Origin of the sequence: Rickettsia endosymbiont of Seladonia tumulorum (assembly GCF_964030815.1) — a bacterium.
Taxonomy (GTDB): Bacteria; Pseudomonadota; Alphaproteobacteria; order Rickettsiales; family Rickettsiaceae; genus Rickettsia.
On the sequence record NZ_OZ034963.1, the window covers coordinates 405,384 to 423,401 of the forward strand.

Consider the following 18,018-nt stretch of genomic DNA (forward strand, 5'->3'; position numbering starts at 1 on the left):
TTAGTTATATTCAAACTTGATTAATTCAAAGCAATAATCTTGAGTCTTAAAAGCTTCTGTAAGATCTTGCATATGACGATTTCTAACATAGTAATCATTAAAAGCTGTTGTTGATTTAAGGATTAGCTTTTTGTTGACTATATCTTCCTCTACCACTACTAATTTACTTAATACCCCAAAATCAATATATTGGTTATAACGTTCAATAAGAAATTTCCTCACTTTATACCATACTGAATCAGGATTTAATTGTCTGCTAAGCTGCAATAGATAATTTTGTTGTGCATCTTCAGTGTTATACTGATTAGTTGCAAGCTCAGCAAATGGTATGATTTGTAACTGTCCAATACTATTGCCATAGATCATTCGTACTTGCTGCAATATTTTATCTTGGCTATGTTCTGAAAGAAGCATATTTTTAAGCAATTTTATTTGATACCTATTATCTACTACCCCAATAAAGCAGCAAGAGCTTAATAATTCATAGGCAGTATCATGATCAAAAATACCGACGATTTTACGTTTTAACTGGGCTTGTCTGCTAGTATTGTTACTGCTTTCTATTTTATCTAGATATTGCTCCTTAACTTTATGCACATTGCTAGATTTAAACTGAAACTTCTCACAATTAGCTTGAGTAGTTTCTCTCAGTTCATGAGCTAAAGCTTTAGCCATGTAATTTAAAAACACTTTTTTATGACCAAAATGATGTTCTGGGTATTGTTCGGCTAATTTCAATAAGAGCTTGTTAATAAAAGTAAGATTAAATTCTCGATTTGATTTTATCTGTAATAAATCAGCCTCTTCTTGGGTTAATGGATGGAAATCTGTTAATTTTTTTCTTTTGAACCAGCTTTTATGATTAACGGCATTAATTGATGCATTATTGCTGTTTGATGGTGTAGAGTTATATTTTTTAGAGATTTTATTAATAACTGCTTGAGTGCAGTATTAATCCGTGTAGCACCTATTGTGATATTAGCACTAGAGAAATTAGTATTATCAGCTTGTTGTTGATCGTTGATTAAGCTTGTTGCCTTGAATTGTAAATTTGTTTCAAGTTGTTGTTCTTGTAACTGAGTTTGGTTATTGTAATTAGATTCATTTTTTTTATTTTGAAAAATTGTAGATCTGTTAGATCTAGATTTATTAGATATATTTTTATTATTATCTATATATAAGTAGTTGGCGAAATTTTTTTCAGGTTGACCTGAAATTTCTTTCGGGTTGGAGCGAAAAATTTTTTGTGTATGGCTGAAAATTTTTTCGTTTTCAGCTGAAGATGTATGATTATAAGGCTGGAAATCTTTTGCTAATTTTATACAAGGAGTGTTACGACATTTGATACCATATTTAATTACTGTTGTGGTAGAAAGATTGATGAACCCGGATTGTTCTAGTTCGAGTAGACATTGTCTTACTCTTCGTTGACAAACTCCTAGAGATTCTTCAAAGAAATGATAGGTTTCCTGGAGTTCGTCGATAGAATTGTTATAATAGATTTGTAAGCGGAAGACTATTAGGGATAAGAGCTGTCTTGAGGTTTTACTTAAGATTTTACCATTATTAGAGGTCAGATTATTCCATTCAGGTGGAATAAAATTACCGACAAAATTGTAGAATATAACAGAGCTATTATCACTATTGTTTACTAAAGAAGCATTACATGAAATTAAAGCTCCACAGGCAAAACGAGATGTATATAAAGATACCAAAGAAAAAGGATTATTGCTAATCGTATCATATGGTGGTAGTAAAATATTTTATTTGGGCACAGTACTTGATAAGAAATATCATAGAATTAAAATAGGTGTGTTCCCTGATCTATCAATTATTGATGCTAGAGCCAAAGCATCTGAATTAAAAGGGGAGATTGCAAAAGGATATAATCCCGTCGCAGAAAAGATTAGCTAAGGAACTGACATTTAAAGAGCTTTATGACAAATACCTTAATGAATATAGTAAAATTAATAATAAAAGATGGAAAGATTATGCTGCCTCGGTAGATAGATATGCCAAACATTTATATCACAAAAAAATATCCACCATTCAAAAAACAGATATTCAAGAGTTGTTTAATAATTTAACTAAAACTGGTAAATATGGAGCTAATAGATTTCTTGAAGTTTTAAGTCCTGTATTTAGTAAAGCAATCGAATGGGAATTGCTGACAATAAATCCAGTTATTGGCATAAAGAAGCACAAGGAACAATCCAGAGACAAGTATTTAACTAGGGAAGAAATACCACGATTTTTTACAGCAATAGCAGACGAGCAAAACCAGGTAATGCAAGACTTTTTCTTAATAGCTTTGTATACATCAGTTCGTAAGGATAATTTACTTACTATGCGTTGGGAACAGGTAAGTTTTGCTGATAAACAATTATATCTTCCAGAAACCAAAAATGGTGATCCTCACCGTTTACCTTTACTAAATCAGGCAGTAGAAATATTAAAAGCCAGGAAAGAGCAATCTACTAGTATGTGAGTATTTCCAAGTGAGACCAGCAGTAGTGGTCACCTGCAGGAACCAAAGAAAGCGTGGAAGAGGATTTGTAAAAAGGCAGGAATAGAAAATTTAAGAATCCATGATTTAAGAAGAACAATACCAAGCTGGATGGCAATGACCGGAGCAAATCAATATGTAATAGGACAGCTTCTAAATCATAGAGATCCAAGATCAACGGCAGTTTATACTAGACTTGCCACTGATACTGCTCGAGAATATATGCAAAGAGCTGTAAATGCTATTATAAATACAAAATCTTAAATATATATTAATTGATATATTTATGTTATAATAACTCCTGTAAGTGAGTTCTATGAGAACAGAAAGACCAGAAGAGGAAAGTGGTAAAGCAATTATTACAATGGCTTAGAAGTTCCTCTTTTGTTTCTTCTATACTCTTAAGAGTTATTAAGTCTTTAAACGCGAGCATCTGTAATGCAAGTCAATAGTCAATTACGCAAGGTCACTAAAAATAAAAGAGTTTTTCCAAATGATAATGCTGTTTTTAGGCTCTGTTGGGCTCTGTTGGGCTCTGTTGAATTTATTTACACACTTATTTGGACCATACGCATCAAGTTAAGAAAAGCAAGTAGGTTATACTGGTATTACGGTAGTAAATTATGAATTAAAAAGAAGCTAATATATGGTATAAATTTTTGCAAGATTAACAACTAAATTGTGAGAATTTGTACTATGGGGAAAATAGTAAACTTAGCAAAACTATGCCAAGAGTTTTTTGGAGAGACAGCCAATAATTTATCCATTACAACAGGATTTATTAAGAGACAACGAAAAATAACTGGTTCAGCTTTTCTAAAAGCTATAGTGTTTGGTAATATGAGCGATAGTAATTGTAGTCTTGATGGAATGCGTAACTTTTTAAGTGAAGAAACTATAGATATTTCTGCCCAAGGCTTAGACTTTAGGTTTACTGAGGTAGCAGTAAAATTTATGCAGTCAATGTATGAACAATGCTTGAAATTATTTAGAAATACTATGCCGCTTGATTGCAACATTTTGCAGCAATTTAATAGCGTTAAATTATTGGATAGTAGCCATATTATTCTACCTGCCAATATGGCGGATATGTATAAGGGTTGCAGTGCTTGCTATAAGGGGCGTAGTAGTACAGTGCAATCTTCTCTTAAATTACAGGTAGTATTTGATTATTTAAATCAATCGTTAGATAAAGTCGATATAACAGAAGGTATAAGGGCTGATCAAGGATATAGAGAACATTTATCAAACATATCTACTAAGGACTTATTAATATCTGATTTAGGTTATTTTGTCCCAGCTTCATTTATTCAAATTATCGAACTTGGTGCATATTTTATTAGTCGTTATAAAGCAGATACTAATATATATGACCATATCACTGAGGAAAAAATTGATTTATTAAACTTATTAGATAATAAATTCTTTTTATCAAAAGATGTACTTTTAGGTAAACAAGCAAAAGTTAAGCTACGGATTATATGTCATAAATTGACTGATGAACAGGCTATTGGTAGAAGAAGGAAGGCTAATTTATTAGCTAAGTCTCATAAATATAAATCTTCTTCAAGAAACCAGAGATTACTAGATTGGTCAATATTTATCACTAATATATCAGAGGATATGGTTAATGCTGAGCATATAATGATAATTTATCGAGCAAGATGGCAAATTGAATTATTATTTAAATTATATAAAAGTCATGCAAAAATTGAGAATCTTAAAGGGAGAAGTAAACCTGCAAGAGTTTTGTGTGAATTATATGGTAAATTATGTAGTGTGCTTATTTTTCATGGATTATCGAATTGTGTAGAATTAGCAAATGATAGAGAAATTAGTTTAACCAAAGCATTTATTGAACTACAGAAAAGGTCAAGAGAATTATTCCTGTCTATTACTGGACGTCTTAATGATTTAGAGCAGTTCCTTAAGAAATTAATTATAGATTGGGGGAAATTTTCTTTGAAAGATAAATATCGTAAAACCAGATTATCTTCCTTAAATACACTAAAATTATTAACAATTATGGCTTAACTTGATGCGTATGCTTATTTGGACAGAGCCCCTATTAACTCAAAAATTTATAAATCGAATCTTACCGTAATTGTTCCTGAGTGTGTGCTATATTTCTTGTGCATGTAGTAGTTGTAATCAAACTGTAATTTAATATTATTATTTTGAGCTATTACTCCGGCACCTATGTTATACCCTAGTCTTGAATTTCTTGTCATATCTACTTTTTTGATCTCTTTAGGAATATCCTGGTTACTTGTAAATGTAGCTGTTATTGCCTTATGACTTGCAAAAAAATTTCTTTCTATACTGCCTTGTAATGATGGAATTAGTTTAAGATGCGAATTAATATCTGTAGAATTTAATATTATCTTACTGCCTATAGTACAGTTGAACACCTTTCTAGATTTCCTTGAAATCTTTAACAAATAATCATATGCTCCTTGTTCCTTGTATAAATTATTCAGCATATTATAATATTTTAGACTAATGTTCGGAACTAATTGCATACCACTTGTAAAATTGTGATAATAGCTTAAATTACCTTCAATGCCCATACCACGAATATAGGATTTACCATGTCTCTGGGCATTGATTACATTTTTGATATTGCTACCTGATAGTGAACCAATTAATTGTAGAGAAACGTTTCTATCTAAATCTTTTTGGTAATAAGCACTGACCATGTGTGAATTAATACGGCTTTTGCCTAGTGTTTCACTAAATCGTAAGTATGAATGAATATTGCCGTAGGCAATGCCTAATATATAGCTATCATTAAATGATATTTCTCCTCCTAGTATTATGGCTAGCATTCTTCCTGTGTAAGATGATATGCTGCTACCACTGTCTTGTTTACTAATAGCGTAACCACTATTATCCCAAATACTAAAACCTCTATTCTGCTCATCGCCCCCTGATATTGGTTGTGATTTACCATTTAATCCTATTAATCTGTTTTGGATTATTTGATTAAATATCTTTAACGCTAACATTACCTCATTATTACTTGCTCTGAACTGACTGATGCGGTCTAATATCCTGCTGCTTGGTTCTTTTAATTCATCTTTTAGATTAAGATCCTCAATGTTATTATTCCTATCAGATGATTCTAAGTTTTGATTACTGTTGTAACTACTATTTGGAGTATTATGATTAGTCTGATTACCACCACTACCATCTACTGCATCTAGTTCATCTTTTAGGTTAAGACCCTCAATATCATTATTTCTATCAGATGGTTCTAAGTTTTGGTTACTGTTGTAACTACTATTTGGAGTATTATGATTAGTCTGATTAGCGCCACTACTTACTGCATCCAATTCTAGGTTACAATCATTAAAAATATTAATTCCATTGTCTGATGATAAGTCTAAGGATGAGGTTAAAGCATCTAAATTATCTGATCTACTAGATTGAGATTTTTTAGGAGTTGAAGTAACAATATGACCTTCATCAAAATTACTATGTTTTGATATCATATCATCGATTTTTTTTAATTCTTTCTCTAATAATTCGGTTGAAGATTCATCAGAGCTTATAAGGCTTTGTTGGGATTTTTCATATAGTTTTTTTCTATTATTTAATTTTCTTAGTTCTGAATCTTCATATTCAATATCTTCCAACTCTTCTTTCCTTTTTTCTATAGCATGATTGATTGATCGTATTTTGTTATTAATGTTCTCCAGATGTGATATCCTATAATCTCTACGATCGTTTGACGTCTTTATTAAATCTTGCTTTTTTTCCAAAAGTTCTATTATTCCAGTATGATCACTAAGGATATTTGTTGGGAGTGTATTGGAAGCAGCTATAACATTATTGCCAATGAATATTATAGTAATACTATAATTTGTGTATCTAAAAAATAGATATATTATTTTTTTGAGCATAAGTGTATTTAGAGCTTTTAAGGATTATTGTGGCTCAAGGGTTAATGTTTGTGTTTTATTTTGAGTATTAGGTTTAACAGTTTAGTAAGTTTTAAATTCACAGTAGCACCATCATATATACGCGAGCATCTGTAATGCGTAAACTACTTGCTTTTATGCATGCCATTATTAAAAATAATTCTTGCTGGACACCTAATTTTTGTTAATTCTTATTGACTTGCATTATAGATGCTCGCGTTTTAAAGATTTTACAACATGTAAACTTTTATCTGGACTATTATCTCATAGCAATAATTTAATACAAAATTATAGCTTATTGAAAATATAATGCACTATTAAAAAGCATCATAAAAAATTTTATAATTATGAATACTAAAGAAAAAGCTAAAGTACTTAGCTGTTTTGATGTAGCTAATTATTTTTTAGTATTAGTTGATAGAGAAGCAGGGGATAGTATAACCCATGTATGGACCTTCCCAATAAGGCAAGAAAAAAATAACACTTAATAGCAAAAAAGCAAATGCAGTCATGTATTCGACTTATAGTTAACAAATTAACTAATTTAAATTAGCAAATTTATCCTATTGCCCTGATGGAATTCGCTGGCTTACACACTATATACTTATCAGTTTTTCGGCTTCTAAAGAGCCGTTGGGTTATTCAGTTTTTTTGTAAGCTAAGTTTGTCTTATTTACCACCATTATCATTTTCTTTCGCATATTCTAGATCGGAATTTCATTAATATTTATAAAAATTTATATTTTCTATAAATTATTTTTGTTATTTATTATATTACTCATTTATTTAGTTACACATTTTACTTTCTAAGTAATCATTACCTGAACTTAGTACAGCAAATACTACTCTTGCTAATTTGTTAGCCACAGCCACTACCGTTTTATTATGACCATTTCGTTCAATTAAATTAAACATCCATGCTGTAAACTTACTATAAATTTTCTTGGACTTTTCTTCTTTAGATATAAATCTTATCTTAGCATTAAGTACTGCTCTACTACCTTGGATTAATAGGGTACGTAAATATACATCACCTCGTTTACTAATGCCTAATAATTTTTCTTTACCTCCACTAGAATGCTGTCTTGGGACTAGTCCTAACCATGCTGATAATTGCCTACCATTCTTAAAATTTCTTGCATTGCCTATTGAGGCTACTAAGGCAGTAGCAGTAATTAAACCAATACCAGCTATGGCCATTAATTGTTGACATTGTACCAAGTTCATAGCTATTACTTTTAGTCGTTTTTCTAATTCTTTTATTTTTTTATCATTCTCTACAAATTCTTCTTTTAATTCATAAAATGTTTGGTAACTTAATGAACTCAATTTCCCCTCATCTAAAATTTCAGTTAATTTCACTACAACATTATTAATACCTTGTGGAATAATAAAACCAAATTCATTTAACAATCCTCGAATTTCATTAGCTAGTGCAGTGCGATTTCTTACTAATCTTTCTCTAACACGGTGAATTGATAAAACATCTTGTTGTTCTATTGTCTTAATTGGTACAAATCTCATGTTAGGCCTTGCCACAGCTTCACATATTGCTTCAGCATCTGCCTGATCGTTTTTATTAGTCTTAACATATGGTTTTACAAATTGTGGTGCCATTAATTTTACTTCATGACCTAGTTTTATTAATTCTCTAGCCCAATAATTTGCTCCTCCACATGCCTCTATTCCTACTAAACATTTTGGTGTATTGACCATAAAACTTAATAGCTGATCTCTCATTAATTTTTTCTTTAACACTGTCTTACCATTTTTATCTACACCATGAATTTAGCTGGTAGAGCGATTAGTTTCCTGAATCGCCCCCCATTTAGAACCGCATCATGCCCTATTAAGGCAATGGGCTCAAGATATTATCCTTCACACGGTCTTCATTTATAAGATTTGATGGTATATTTTTACTTTTGGTAATGGGTTGCGTTCGATAAACAATTTAAATTTTTCCCAAGTAAACGATTTCCTTTGACTGCGTCGATTTAGCCATTTGAACAATATTCTCACTGCTTGATATACAAAAATACTCACTGCTTTATAATTGAAACTTACTCCATAATATTGGATATGTCCTCTTAACTTGCTGCAAAAGCTTTGCCATATAGTAGGCAGTTTATTATTGCTCTTAATGTCTTTACACCAGTCCTTAACTCTCGTTAGTTTGGTACTTATCCGTTTGCTGCAACTTTTTACCTTAGGTATTACCTTACCTTTTCTAGACTTGCCAAGGTAAAAAGTAAAACCTAGAAAATTAAATGCTTCTTGTTTTATGCCTTGTCTTAAACCTTTCTTTGAAAATCTTACCAACTTGGTCTTTTCCTCATTAAGTTTAAGATTATATTTCTCAAGACGCTTTGTTAAAGCTGTTCTAATTTTCTTTGTTTCCTCTTTATACCTACAACATATCACAGCATCGTCACCATAGCGAAACAATGTTACAGTTCCTTTGCAGTGCTGTTTTACTACTTCCTCAAACCATTGATCTAAAACATAATGAGCGAAGATGTTTGCAAGTATCGGACTGGCACAGATACCTTGCACTATCCCTTCTTCTTGAATAATCAGCTCTCCTTCACATAGTACTCCGGCTTTAAACATGCGAACTATGTTTCTTATCAACTTCTTATCATGAATCTTCTCTTGTAACATTTTCATTAGTATGTTCCTATCAATGGTACCAAAAAAATTGGCTAAGTCTATATCCAGTATGCTCTCAACTTCATTTTTATCAAGATGTTGCCTAAGCTCTCTCAAAGCATCATGACTCCCAATTCCTACTCTGAATCCATAAGAACATTCATAGAATATTGGTTCATAAATACTTTCAAGTGTTTTCTGCATCATCTTTTGACAAATCTTATCTTCAAAATTGCTAATTCCTAAAGTACGGTATTTACCCAGTTTACCTTCTTTTGGTATTTTTACTTCCAAAATGTTACCTGGCTTATAAGCCATATTCTTTAGTTTATTAACTAATTCTTTGATATTTCCTGTGAGCTTCGATCCATACTTAACCTTATTCACTCCATCTACTCCCATTGCTTTATTTGCATCAAGCTCTTGGTAGCAAACTGTAAGTGCTTCTTCATTGAACAAGTGCATGAGATTGTTAAAGACCTTGCCTTTATCCTTTGAAGATAACCATGCTATTCTCTTCAGTTTCGTTTCTGTCTTTGCTTGATATTCTGTTGTTACCATAACATTTCCCTAAAGAGATCGACTCTACCCACGGGCCTTCCCTCCATTAGCATTACCCAACTTCGTCGGTACTATACCCGATCTGACTTCCTATACTTCTTTTCAGCTTCCTCGCTGTTATACTTGTCAGCTAATACTGCCCTTTCAAGCAGGAATTATAGGATCTCCCACGTTCCTAAATAAACTTTTATTACATGCCATGCTCTTAGACCCCGAAGACCCCACCTCCAACTGCCTATTTGTGTTGCCTGTGATGTTGCATTCCTGATTTTTCACTCAGTCTGCGGTCTTATAAATTAAAGTTAACGAGGCTCAATAACTTCAGCCTTTCAGCTTACGGCCTATAATATTTCTGTCTACGCTTAACTGGTTTTGTTACCAAAACCAATCCAAGACTCGATACATAGTGTGCTAGGTCAACACTTCTATGACTGCTCCTTCCTCAGCTAGTTTATTTACGCTTCGTGGCGCACGAAAAATTCTCTTTGCAATATCTATGCCAATTGTGGTAACTTCCATTTTAGCCTCCTGATTTTTTTAATAATTTAATATTAATTATAGAAGATTAGCTTCCGCTTTTCATTCTTTATATCGGGAGGTCCATTCCATTAGTTAAAGCTGCAGAAATTAATATATTTTGTTCAAGGCATTAATCTTGCTTTATTTGATAAAGTGTTGTTTGAAGAAGAGATCAAGGCTTGGAAACATGGGTCGGTAGTACCGGCTTTACGCTCAATATTTGGCAGCTTTAGAGATAATGTAATTCCTTTGCCCGGAGAAATAGACTTTGCTATTTATGACTTAGCAACAAAAAAATTACTTCACAAAGTATATTCTTTTTATGGTGAACATTCAGCTGCTTATTTACGTCATTTAACACATAAACATTCTATTTGGTATGAAGCTATAGAGAATGCAGATAATACTATTACTAAAGAACAGATACAGGAATTTTTTAAAGCTAATATAATAAATGATATTAAAGATTATATTTTATCAACTACTAAAGCAGATATTGTACAAATAGAAAATGCTGAAGATGGGTGGTGGATGAATTATGATAGTGGCGTACCTGCTGAAGATATTACAGAATACCTTTTGAAGGTAAAGAAGAAAAAAGAAGGTAATAAAAGTTGAAAGTCATTTGGTCTGATGAAGCCCTAGAGCAGTTACAATTCTGGAAACGTACTAACTCTAAAATAAGTAATTAGAATTAATGGTTAATTTAAATTAGCTTTATTATTAAAAAGGAATTGAACCGGCACATTTTCACTATTTTCTACAAGAAAACGATAATATTGTTTTGCTACATCCACAGCATCATAACTACAGCAGGACTGAATAGCAAGTTTTAAACATTCTAATTTTAACTCTACATCACTTCTAAACATACACAACTCACCCATAATTTATTTCATTAATATTAGCAAAATTACTGCTAGTTATCAACAAATTCATGGATAGAGCTATAGATTCTATCTCCAGATATCCACAGTTTTAGATGAATTACAACTTTTTTTGTGATGGCTTAAAACTCCACTGGCAATGTAAAAATTAGGATGTTAATGTCATGACTAGCAAAACTTATCTATTAATGGAAATATCACTTAATTAATATGAATAATAATTGTGCTAATCAAAGATTATATTGGTCACTCTCTACTCCCCTAAAATATATGGGTTTAAGCTTAGATGAGTGGTTTGTTATCTTACTTGGTATAGTACCTGGAATAGTGTTACTAAATAGCGGACATGCTAAGCTTGGGATGATATGTATTATAGCTGGAGTTGTACTTTGTTATGCATTTAAGAAGTTTAAGAAACTATCGGAGTATTTTGTACTTAAGAGTTATTTAGTTGCTAAGAAATGGCTATATGCTCCTACTTCTTATCCTAATTTGCTTGGTAAAAAAATAGGTAAGTAATGGATCATTTATTTAAGCAAAGCTCTATTCAGCAGCTAGTTAAATATAATAAGAGATTATTGCTTATCACATTGCTGCTTGCGTTTACGAGTCTTCTTGGGATGATTAAAACAGTTAGCACGGAAGAAAAATGGTTATTAATTCCGGCAATGGAGCCAGATAGAAGAATGATAGTATCATCCAAAAGCTATCATGAGACCTATCTTAAAGAATGGGCAGTTTTTGTAATGAAAGAATTATTTACTACTTCGTCTGAGGAGGTGGAGAGACAAATAGCTGATATGAAAGTAGTATCTAGTAATACAGAGCAATTGGATAAATTTTTTAAGGAACATTTAAATTTTGTTAAGGGCTCTAATATTTCATCGGTATTTTTTCCTAAAAAAGTAAAAGTCATTGAGGATGGAGTATTAATTAACGGAACATTTCGTTATTGGTTTTCCGAAAATAAGCATATAGCAGCTGATAAAACTTATTTGTTAACCTACAAGCGAGGAGCAAATCATTTATTATTACTTACAGGTATTAAGGAAGAAGAGGCAAATAAGCAATGAAAAGTTTGAAGTCAGAGTTACAGATATTAGTAGTTTGCGTTGGAATAATGCTTGCAAGCTTTAGTAGTAATGCTTATGGGATAAGCTATATGTTACATGCTGATTCTTTGTTAGAGCTGCAAATAGCCAAAGATGCTCCAACTAGGATTAATATCGAAGGAGAAAAAATTAATGATATCTTTATTCATCCGCAGGAAGCTGCAGAAGTAGTAGTACATGATTCAGGCTGTTTATTTATTTTACCGCAGCAAGATAACAGTAAACTTTACCTAACTCTAATTGGAGAAAATGGTACGACCCAAGATTTAATCTTGAATTTTACTAAAACTAAACCAGCTCCTATTAGACTCATTAAGTTTGATTTAGAAAAAGAAGTAACAAAGTTAACTAATAATAAGGAAGATAAGCATCATGAATGTAAAAAACAAAGATGTAATAGAAAAAGAAAATAATAAACAGTATTTAAGAATAATATATCCTTTATTGCCGGTATTGTTAATTTTTTGTGTAAATGTAATACTATCTGAAGTTGCTTTAGGAGAAACATTAGAAGGACAGTTAGATCGCATTGGTGGGCTCTCTACTGGTAAACTTAAAACTATCGGGATATCAGGAGCAACGATTTTATCATCAATCTGGGCAGTAGTCAGGGGTAATTTAAGACTTGCCGGAGCAATTGTAGCCATTGGTATTATTTTAGGGTTTTATTTAGAGTGGGTCTCTAGTGGGATGAAAATCAGTTAGATAATTAAGATATTGATTAAAAGCAATGGATCAAGATTTCAATAAGCAGGAAGAAATAAAAGGTAAAGTAGAGAATCATACATTACCATCTGCATTTAGTAAAAGATTATCAGGACTCATAGAGATAATTAAAAACAGATCATTAGTTACTTTAGCTTGCATAGGAGTAATAATGGTTTTGGTATTTTATGGATTTTCAGAAAGTGAGGTAAAAGCTTCCCGAGGTTTACAAGAAGATAGACAATCAAGGGAAATATCAGGAATAGAAAAGGCCATAGATCCAAGGGCAAAATGGACTGCAGAAATATTAAATGAAGTTAAAAACATGCAGAACCATTTAGAGAAGCTAATAGAGAATAAATATTTAGAAACTAAAACTAAAATTGATGATTTTAGTCAAAAGTTAGAATCATTAGAGAAGCCTCATGAAGAAACTATATTATATGATGGCAATGATTTTAATAATAATCAAAAAATAGAAGATTTACTAGATAATAACCTTGAGCAAAGCATTGTTGCTGCTCCTACTGCTCCAGTAAAAAGATTACTTGGCTATGTAAAAAGAGCTGACTTAAGGATAAAAAAAGACGTTAAAGATTATATTACTACCGGCAGCTTTGCACGAGGGGTGCTGCTTACTGGAGTAGTAGTTGGAACCGGCACTAATAACTCAGCATCTCCTGAGCCAATAATGATAAGGCTTGTTGATACAGCTATTTTTTCTAAAGGATATAAAACGGAGCAAATCAAAGAAGCAATTTTAATTGGTTCTTGCAGCGGGGATATTTCATCAGAGCGGGCTAAATGTCGTTTGGAGACGGTATCTTTACTAAATAGTAATGGAGAGATAATTGAAAAACCGGTAGAAGGTTGGTTAATAGGAGAAGATGGTAGACCTGGAATTAAAGGGATAGTTGTTGATAGATCATCAGATATAGCAAGAATGGCGGTGCTTAACGGCGTACTTGGCGGGATAGCACAATTTTTCCAGAACCAGGCAAGCAATAGCATATTTCCGGTGTCACCGATTACCGGGCAACAAAATGCTTTAAAAGCTCAGGATTCTTTGAAAGCTGGTGTTTATGCCGGCACTGGTAATGCTTTAGAAAAGCTTGCTGATTTTGCAATTAAACGAGCAGAAAGTATGAGTCCAGTGATTGTTGTAGCTTCAGGTAGAGTAATAGATGTAGTATTTAGAAAAGGTTTTGATTTAAGAGAGAATAAAGAGGCTGATAAAGTAGATAGATTACTGCCGCCAACTACTACTGATTATTCGCAAAATAGCACAAATTATAGTAATGATCAAAATTATTCTGGGAATAAAGTGACAAGTTTTTCTAAGGCAAAAACTAAATTGCAAGAACATTTTATCAAGGATAATGGGACTGATGAAATGACAGATATTGATTTGCAGTCAGAACAACAATATCCGGGTAATTTTTAATGAATAATAAAATAATTAATCTGCTTTTGTTATTAATGTTAAGTTTTAGCGTTGCTAATTGTAAATTGATGCCATATAGAAACGATTTTGATTGCCCGCTGCCCCAAGGACTAAAATGTAAATCATTATATGAAGTAAATAAAATGGCAGATCTTGATATATTTAATCCAAATAGTAATAATGATAAGCCTAATTTTAAATCGAGATACTCTGCTAGATGCTTTGGAAGGTATAATAATGATATCAGGAATTGATAAAGATTTTGCTCGGGAAAGACTAGCTAAACATTTTGTTTATGAATCATATGATGAGGAGAGTAGCTTGTTTTTTAATAGAGCTTCAGTAGGATTTGTCCTGCTTGGCTGGCCGTTAGTTGGAACAAGCTTGCAAGCTCAAGGAGAGATAGCTGAATTTTTAAAAAGTGATGAGAATTTACCGGCAGGAAGTAGTTTTCAAATATTGATGATTGGCTCTGATCATATAAGAGAATATCTAGATAACTGGCAGTTACATAGAAAAAATACAATCTTTGCTGAGCTTAGCAGTAGAAGAACAAAATTTTTAGAGCAAAAAGCAAAGGAAGAGGGAAATATCAAAGATGTAGTTTTATTAATTTCAGTCACTATTCCGATGCTAACTATTGATATTAATGAGATGATACGAAGAAGAGAAGTACTGCAAGATACATTTAAATCAATTGGGCTTACTACTTATAATGTTGAGGCAACATTGCTATTAAAATTTGTCCGTTTAATATTTGGCTGGAGGGAAGAAGAACATCCTGAACTTAACCCTTATGAAATATTATCTGAGCAGATTTTACCCGGTAATTTTTCTTTATATGAAAAGGAAGATTATGTAAGTCTTAATGATAATCAAATATTTATAAGCTTAGAGGCAGGAAAAAGACCTTCTGAGTGGCGTTTATCAGCCATGGATTTATTTTTAGGTAATGAGCTAAGACGAGATGAATATATTAGAGCAAATTTTTTAATTCATTTTGGTTTGCAGATTATACCAAATCAGTTAGTGGCTAAAACATCTGCTATTACCAAAAGAGAAGCTTTAGAGAGAAATATTAATGCCGGGATGGGTAAATTCTTTCCTAATCTGCAACTAGAAGCACAAGATTTAGCAGGGGCAGTAGCGTGCTTGCAAAGCGGTGATAGAGTAGTAAATATCCACTTAAATGTCATTATGTGGGATCAGAAGAATAAAGCCAAAGGGGCAGCATCACAGTTTTGCTCACAGCTGCGAAGAAGTGGCTGGTATTTTGTCCCTTGTAAATATGATCATTTAGCGGTGGTGCTTGCTAGTTTACCTATGCAGTTAGTTGAAGCCATACCAAATTCTTTAGTGGGTAAGTTTAATAGATTCAATAATATATTTAACAAAAAGACTCGGGGAATTGGCGTAGCATTATCAAATCTTGGTAGAGGCATAAGGACTATTGCCTCAGAAAGTAAGGTGTTACTGCCTATCATTGGTGAATGGAAAGGGGATTTAAGCTCTCCTGGAATGTTACTTACCGGTAGAAGAGGACAGATTATGTATTGGTCGCCCTTTGGTTCAGCATTAATTGGCTCAAATTTATATACTGCATCTGCAGCTCCAAATGAAAATTTTAATCTTTGTATAGCAGGAGTACCAGGATCCGGTAAATCAGTGTTTATGCAAGAATTAATGCTATCGGTCTTAGGTACTGGCGGCAGAGTATTTGTTCTTGATTATGGTAGATCATTTAAAAGAACTTGTTTGTTATTAGGTGGTAATTATATTGAATTTGATGTAAAAAATCCGATATCAATTAATCCATTCTCAGAAATTCCAGCAGGCGGCAGTGAAGACTCAATTGAAGCACAGGCAGATTTTCTAGCAAGTTTTCCATCGATTCTAGCTACCATGGCAGCTCCTCAGTATGGCACTAATGATTTGCAGCAACCAATGCTGCAAAAAGCCTTAATAGCTGTTTGGCAAGAAAAAGGAGCAAGAGCTGAGATAACTGATATAGCAGATTGGTTGCTAAAAAGAGAAGAGTCTTACGCACAAGAACTTGGTAATATGTTATTTCCGTTCACCAGAGATGGTCAATATGGCAAGTTTTTTAGTGGTAAGGCAAAATTATCCTTAAGCTCAGATATAGTAGTAATTGAAACTGATCATCTTCGTAGTAGCCCGGCATTACTTGCAGTAATTGTACAAATCATGATTGTGCATATTAACCAAAGCATGGTTAAAGGTGATAGGAAGCGTCCCTTTCTAATCATGATTGATGAAGCATGGAAATTACTATCTGGCAAGAGATCTGGAGAATTTATTGAAGAAGCAGGAAGAATAGCTAGAAAATACAACGGCTCAATTACTCTTGCTACTCAGCAATTAACTGATTACTTCAGGGAAGCAGGATCAGCTGCTGAAAAAGCTTTTGAGAACTCATCACATAAAGTTATTCTTAAGCAAAATCCTGAGAGCTTTAAAGCAATGAGAGCCAACCCCAAACTTGCAGGTTTTGTCGATGAGGACTGGAAGCTAAATTTACTACAATCAATTCATTCGAATCCACCGCATTATAGTGAAGCAGCGATTTATGGACCTAATGTCCATGGAGTTGTAGCAAGATTAATGTTAGATCCATTTACTCTAATGCTAACATCTACTAATGCTAGGGATTATAGGGCTTTAGAAGATAGAATGATTGCGGGAATGAGCGTTACAGATGCCATCAATAATATACTGGAAGAGCGAGGTTTGGTTTAAAGTGATTAAAAAATATGAGAAGGTATTTAGACATAAAAATTATTGTCATCAGCTTTTTTGTTTTATTTTTAGCTATATTGCAAGTCAGTAATGTTAATGCGGATGGTGTTAATAAGCTTGGCAAAAGCAGCAAAATATTAGATTATGGTGTTAGAGGTCATATATTTCCCATTATTGAAGAATCTTTACTAGAGATAATTATGGCGAGGCTCAAAATAGTAAAACAAAATGGAAATTTAGAGAAAATACAGGAAGAATTTCAAAATAGAGCAAAGCAAAAAATCTCTAGACCAACTCCTGTCTTAGCTCTAGCAAAAGCAAATAAAAACCGTAGCTGGTACTATGATCCAAGCTTTATACAAAAGACAGATATAAAAGATCAAGCGGGAAACATCATAGTAAAAGCTGGAACAAGTGTGAATCCTTTAGAAAAAATAAGTTGGGGGGAGCTATTGATATTTATTGATGGAGATGATGAGCAGCAGGTTAAGTGGGCTAAATTACAAATAGGAAGATTAGTACTTACTAAAGGAAACCCTATAGAGCTTGGGCAAGAATTAAACAAGCAAATATTTTTTGATCAAGGGGGTGTGCTTACTACTCGTTTTAAGATAAAAGCTATTCCAGCTATAATAGAGCAAAAAGGGATTTTATTAAAGATTAGTGAAATAAAGATTAATTGAAATATTATAGTATTTGAGTAAAAATTAAGGTGTGAATAAAAACTGATAAAATCCGGAGGTAATCTATGAAGAAATGGCAATTACCAGAAGCAAAGCAAAATTTAGAAAAGATAATAGATCATGTATTACAAGGTAAGGTGCATGCAATAGTAAAATCTAGTGGAGAAGTAGTATATCTAATTGCAGGTGAGAAAAATAATATGATAGCTGAGCAAGCAAAGGTAGGTTGTCAAGCAAATACAGATTTAGTCACTTCTGAAATATACAAGTAA

The 18,018-nt window shown here is 32.5% G+C and carries 16 protein-coding genes and 2 pseudogenes; 13 read left to right on the forward strand and 5 right to left on the reverse strand.

Annotated elements, in window-relative coordinates:
* A pseudogene (locus tag AAHF54_RS01980) lies at positions 1–1,673 on the reverse strand (hypothetical protein).
* On the opposite strand from AAHF54_RS01980, the pseudogene AAHF54_RS01985 reads away from it, so the two are divergent.
* Positions 1,624–2,770: pseudogene (locus tag AAHF54_RS01985) on the forward strand (tyrosine-type recombinase/integrase). The pseudogenes AAHF54_RS01980 and AAHF54_RS01985 sit on opposite strands and share 50 nt — an antisense overlap.
* A gap of 432 nt (positions 2,771–3,202) precedes the next feature.
* Positions 3,203–4,540: an IS4 family transposase gene (locus AAHF54_RS01990; RefSeq protein ID WP_341788944.1), complete on the forward strand. Its 1,338-nt coding sequence runs from the start codon at positions 3,203–3,205 to the stop codon at positions 4,538–4,540.
* 47 nt (positions 4,541–4,587) lie between these two features.
* On the opposite strand, the gene AAHF54_RS01995 is transcribed toward AAHF54_RS01990, so the two are convergent.
* Positions 4,588–6,411, reverse strand: coding sequence for an autotransporter domain-containing protein (locus tag AAHF54_RS01995; protein ID WP_342170123.1), 1,824 nt, complete (start codon positions 6,409–6,411; stop codon positions 4,588–4,590).
* Positions 6,412–6,776: 365 nt separating this feature from the next.
* Between AAHF54_RS01995 and AAHF54_RS02000 the strand changes: the two genes are divergently transcribed.
* Complete coding sequence (locus tag AAHF54_RS02000; protein ID WP_341788930.1) at positions 6,777–6,917, forward strand: hypothetical protein; 141 nt, start codon at positions 6,777–6,779, stop codon at positions 6,915–6,917.
* Between the two features lie 298 nt (positions 6,918–7,215).
* Here AAHF54_RS02000 and AAHF54_RS02005 read toward each other — a convergent pair whose 3' ends face one another.
* Entirely contained in the window at positions 7,216–8,217 is a 1,002-nt protein-coding gene (locus tag AAHF54_RS02005; RefSeq protein ID WP_341789202.1) for an IS110 family transposase, read from the reverse strand.
* 105 nt (positions 8,218–8,322) lie between these two features.
* Positions 8,323–9,639, reverse strand: coding sequence for a reverse transcriptase domain-containing protein (locus tag AAHF54_RS02010; RefSeq protein ID WP_342170125.1), 1,317 nt, complete (start codon positions 9,637–9,639; stop codon positions 8,323–8,325).
* Positions 9,640–10,314: 675 nt separating this feature from the next.
* On the opposite strand from AAHF54_RS02010, the gene AAHF54_RS02015 reads away from it, so the two are divergent.
* Positions 10,315–10,776 (forward strand): hypothetical protein, encoded by a 462-nt coding sequence (locus AAHF54_RS02015; protein ID WP_342170126.1) that lies wholly within the window; start codon positions 10,315–10,317, stop codon positions 10,774–10,776.
* An 83-nt stretch (positions 10,777–10,859) separates the two neighbouring features.
* On the opposite strand, the gene AAHF54_RS02020 is transcribed toward AAHF54_RS02015, so the two are convergent.
* Positions 10,860–11,030 carry a hypothetical protein gene (locus AAHF54_RS02020; RefSeq protein WP_342170127.1) on the reverse strand — a complete coding sequence of 57 codons (171 nt, stop codon included), beginning with the start codon at positions 11,028–11,030 and terminating at the stop codon, positions 10,860–10,862.
* 225 nt (positions 11,031–11,255) lie between these two features.
* On the opposite strand from AAHF54_RS02020, the gene AAHF54_RS02025 reads away from it, so the two are divergent.
* From AAHF54_RS02025 to AAHF54_RS02065, 9 genes are all read left to right on the forward strand, one after another.
* Positions 11,256–11,564 (forward strand): hypothetical protein, encoded by a 309-nt coding sequence (locus AAHF54_RS02025; RefSeq protein ID WP_341788934.1) that lies wholly within the window; start codon positions 11,256–11,258, stop codon positions 11,562–11,564.
* Positions 11,564–12,118, forward strand: coding sequence for a TraE/TraK family type IV conjugative transfer system protein (locus AAHF54_RS02030; RefSeq protein WP_341788935.1), 555 nt, complete (start codon positions 11,564–11,566; stop codon positions 12,116–12,118). Before AAHF54_RS02025 ends, AAHF54_RS02030 begins: the two co-directional genes overlap by 1 nt.
* Positions 12,115–12,570 carry a hypothetical protein gene (locus AAHF54_RS02035; RefSeq protein WP_341788936.1) on the forward strand — a complete coding sequence of 152 codons (456 nt, stop codon included), beginning with the start codon at positions 12,115–12,117 and terminating at the stop codon, positions 12,568–12,570. Before AAHF54_RS02030 ends, AAHF54_RS02035 begins: the two co-directional genes overlap by 4 nt.
* Positions 12,530–12,862, forward strand: a complete 333-nt coding sequence (locus AAHF54_RS02040; protein ID WP_045805770.1) for a hypothetical protein — start codon at positions 12,530–12,532, stop codon at positions 12,860–12,862. The genes AAHF54_RS02035 and AAHF54_RS02040 overlap by 41 nt, the downstream gene beginning before the upstream one ends.
* Before the next feature lie 25 nt (positions 12,863–12,887).
* Complete coding sequence (locus tag AAHF54_RS02045) at positions 12,888–14,306, forward strand: TraB/VirB10 family protein (RefSeq protein WP_342170128.1); 1,419 nt, start codon at positions 12,888–12,890, stop codon at positions 14,304–14,306.
* On the forward strand, positions 14,306–14,560 hold the full coding sequence (locus AAHF54_RS02050; protein ID WP_341788938.1) for a conjugal transfer protein TraV: 255 nt from the start codon (positions 14,306–14,308) through the stop codon (positions 14,558–14,560). The genes AAHF54_RS02045 and AAHF54_RS02050 overlap by 1 nt, the downstream gene beginning before the upstream one ends.
* Positions 14,544–17,063 (forward strand): TraC family protein, encoded by a 2,520-nt coding sequence (locus AAHF54_RS02055; protein WP_342170129.1) that lies wholly within the window; start codon positions 14,544–14,546, stop codon positions 17,061–17,063. The genes AAHF54_RS02050 and AAHF54_RS02055 overlap by 17 nt, the downstream gene beginning before the upstream one ends.
* Positions 17,064–17,077: 14 nt before the next feature.
* Positions 17,078–17,746 (forward strand): type-F conjugative transfer system protein TraW, encoded by a 669-nt coding sequence (gene traW / locus AAHF54_RS02060; RefSeq protein WP_266234655.1) that lies wholly within the window; start codon positions 17,078–17,080, stop codon positions 17,744–17,746.
* 65 nt (positions 17,747–17,811) lie between these two features.
* A complete protein-coding gene (locus tag AAHF54_RS02065; RefSeq protein WP_266234656.1) occupies positions 17,812–18,018 on the forward strand; it encodes a type II toxin-antitoxin system prevent-host-death family antitoxin in 207 nt (68 codons plus the stop codon).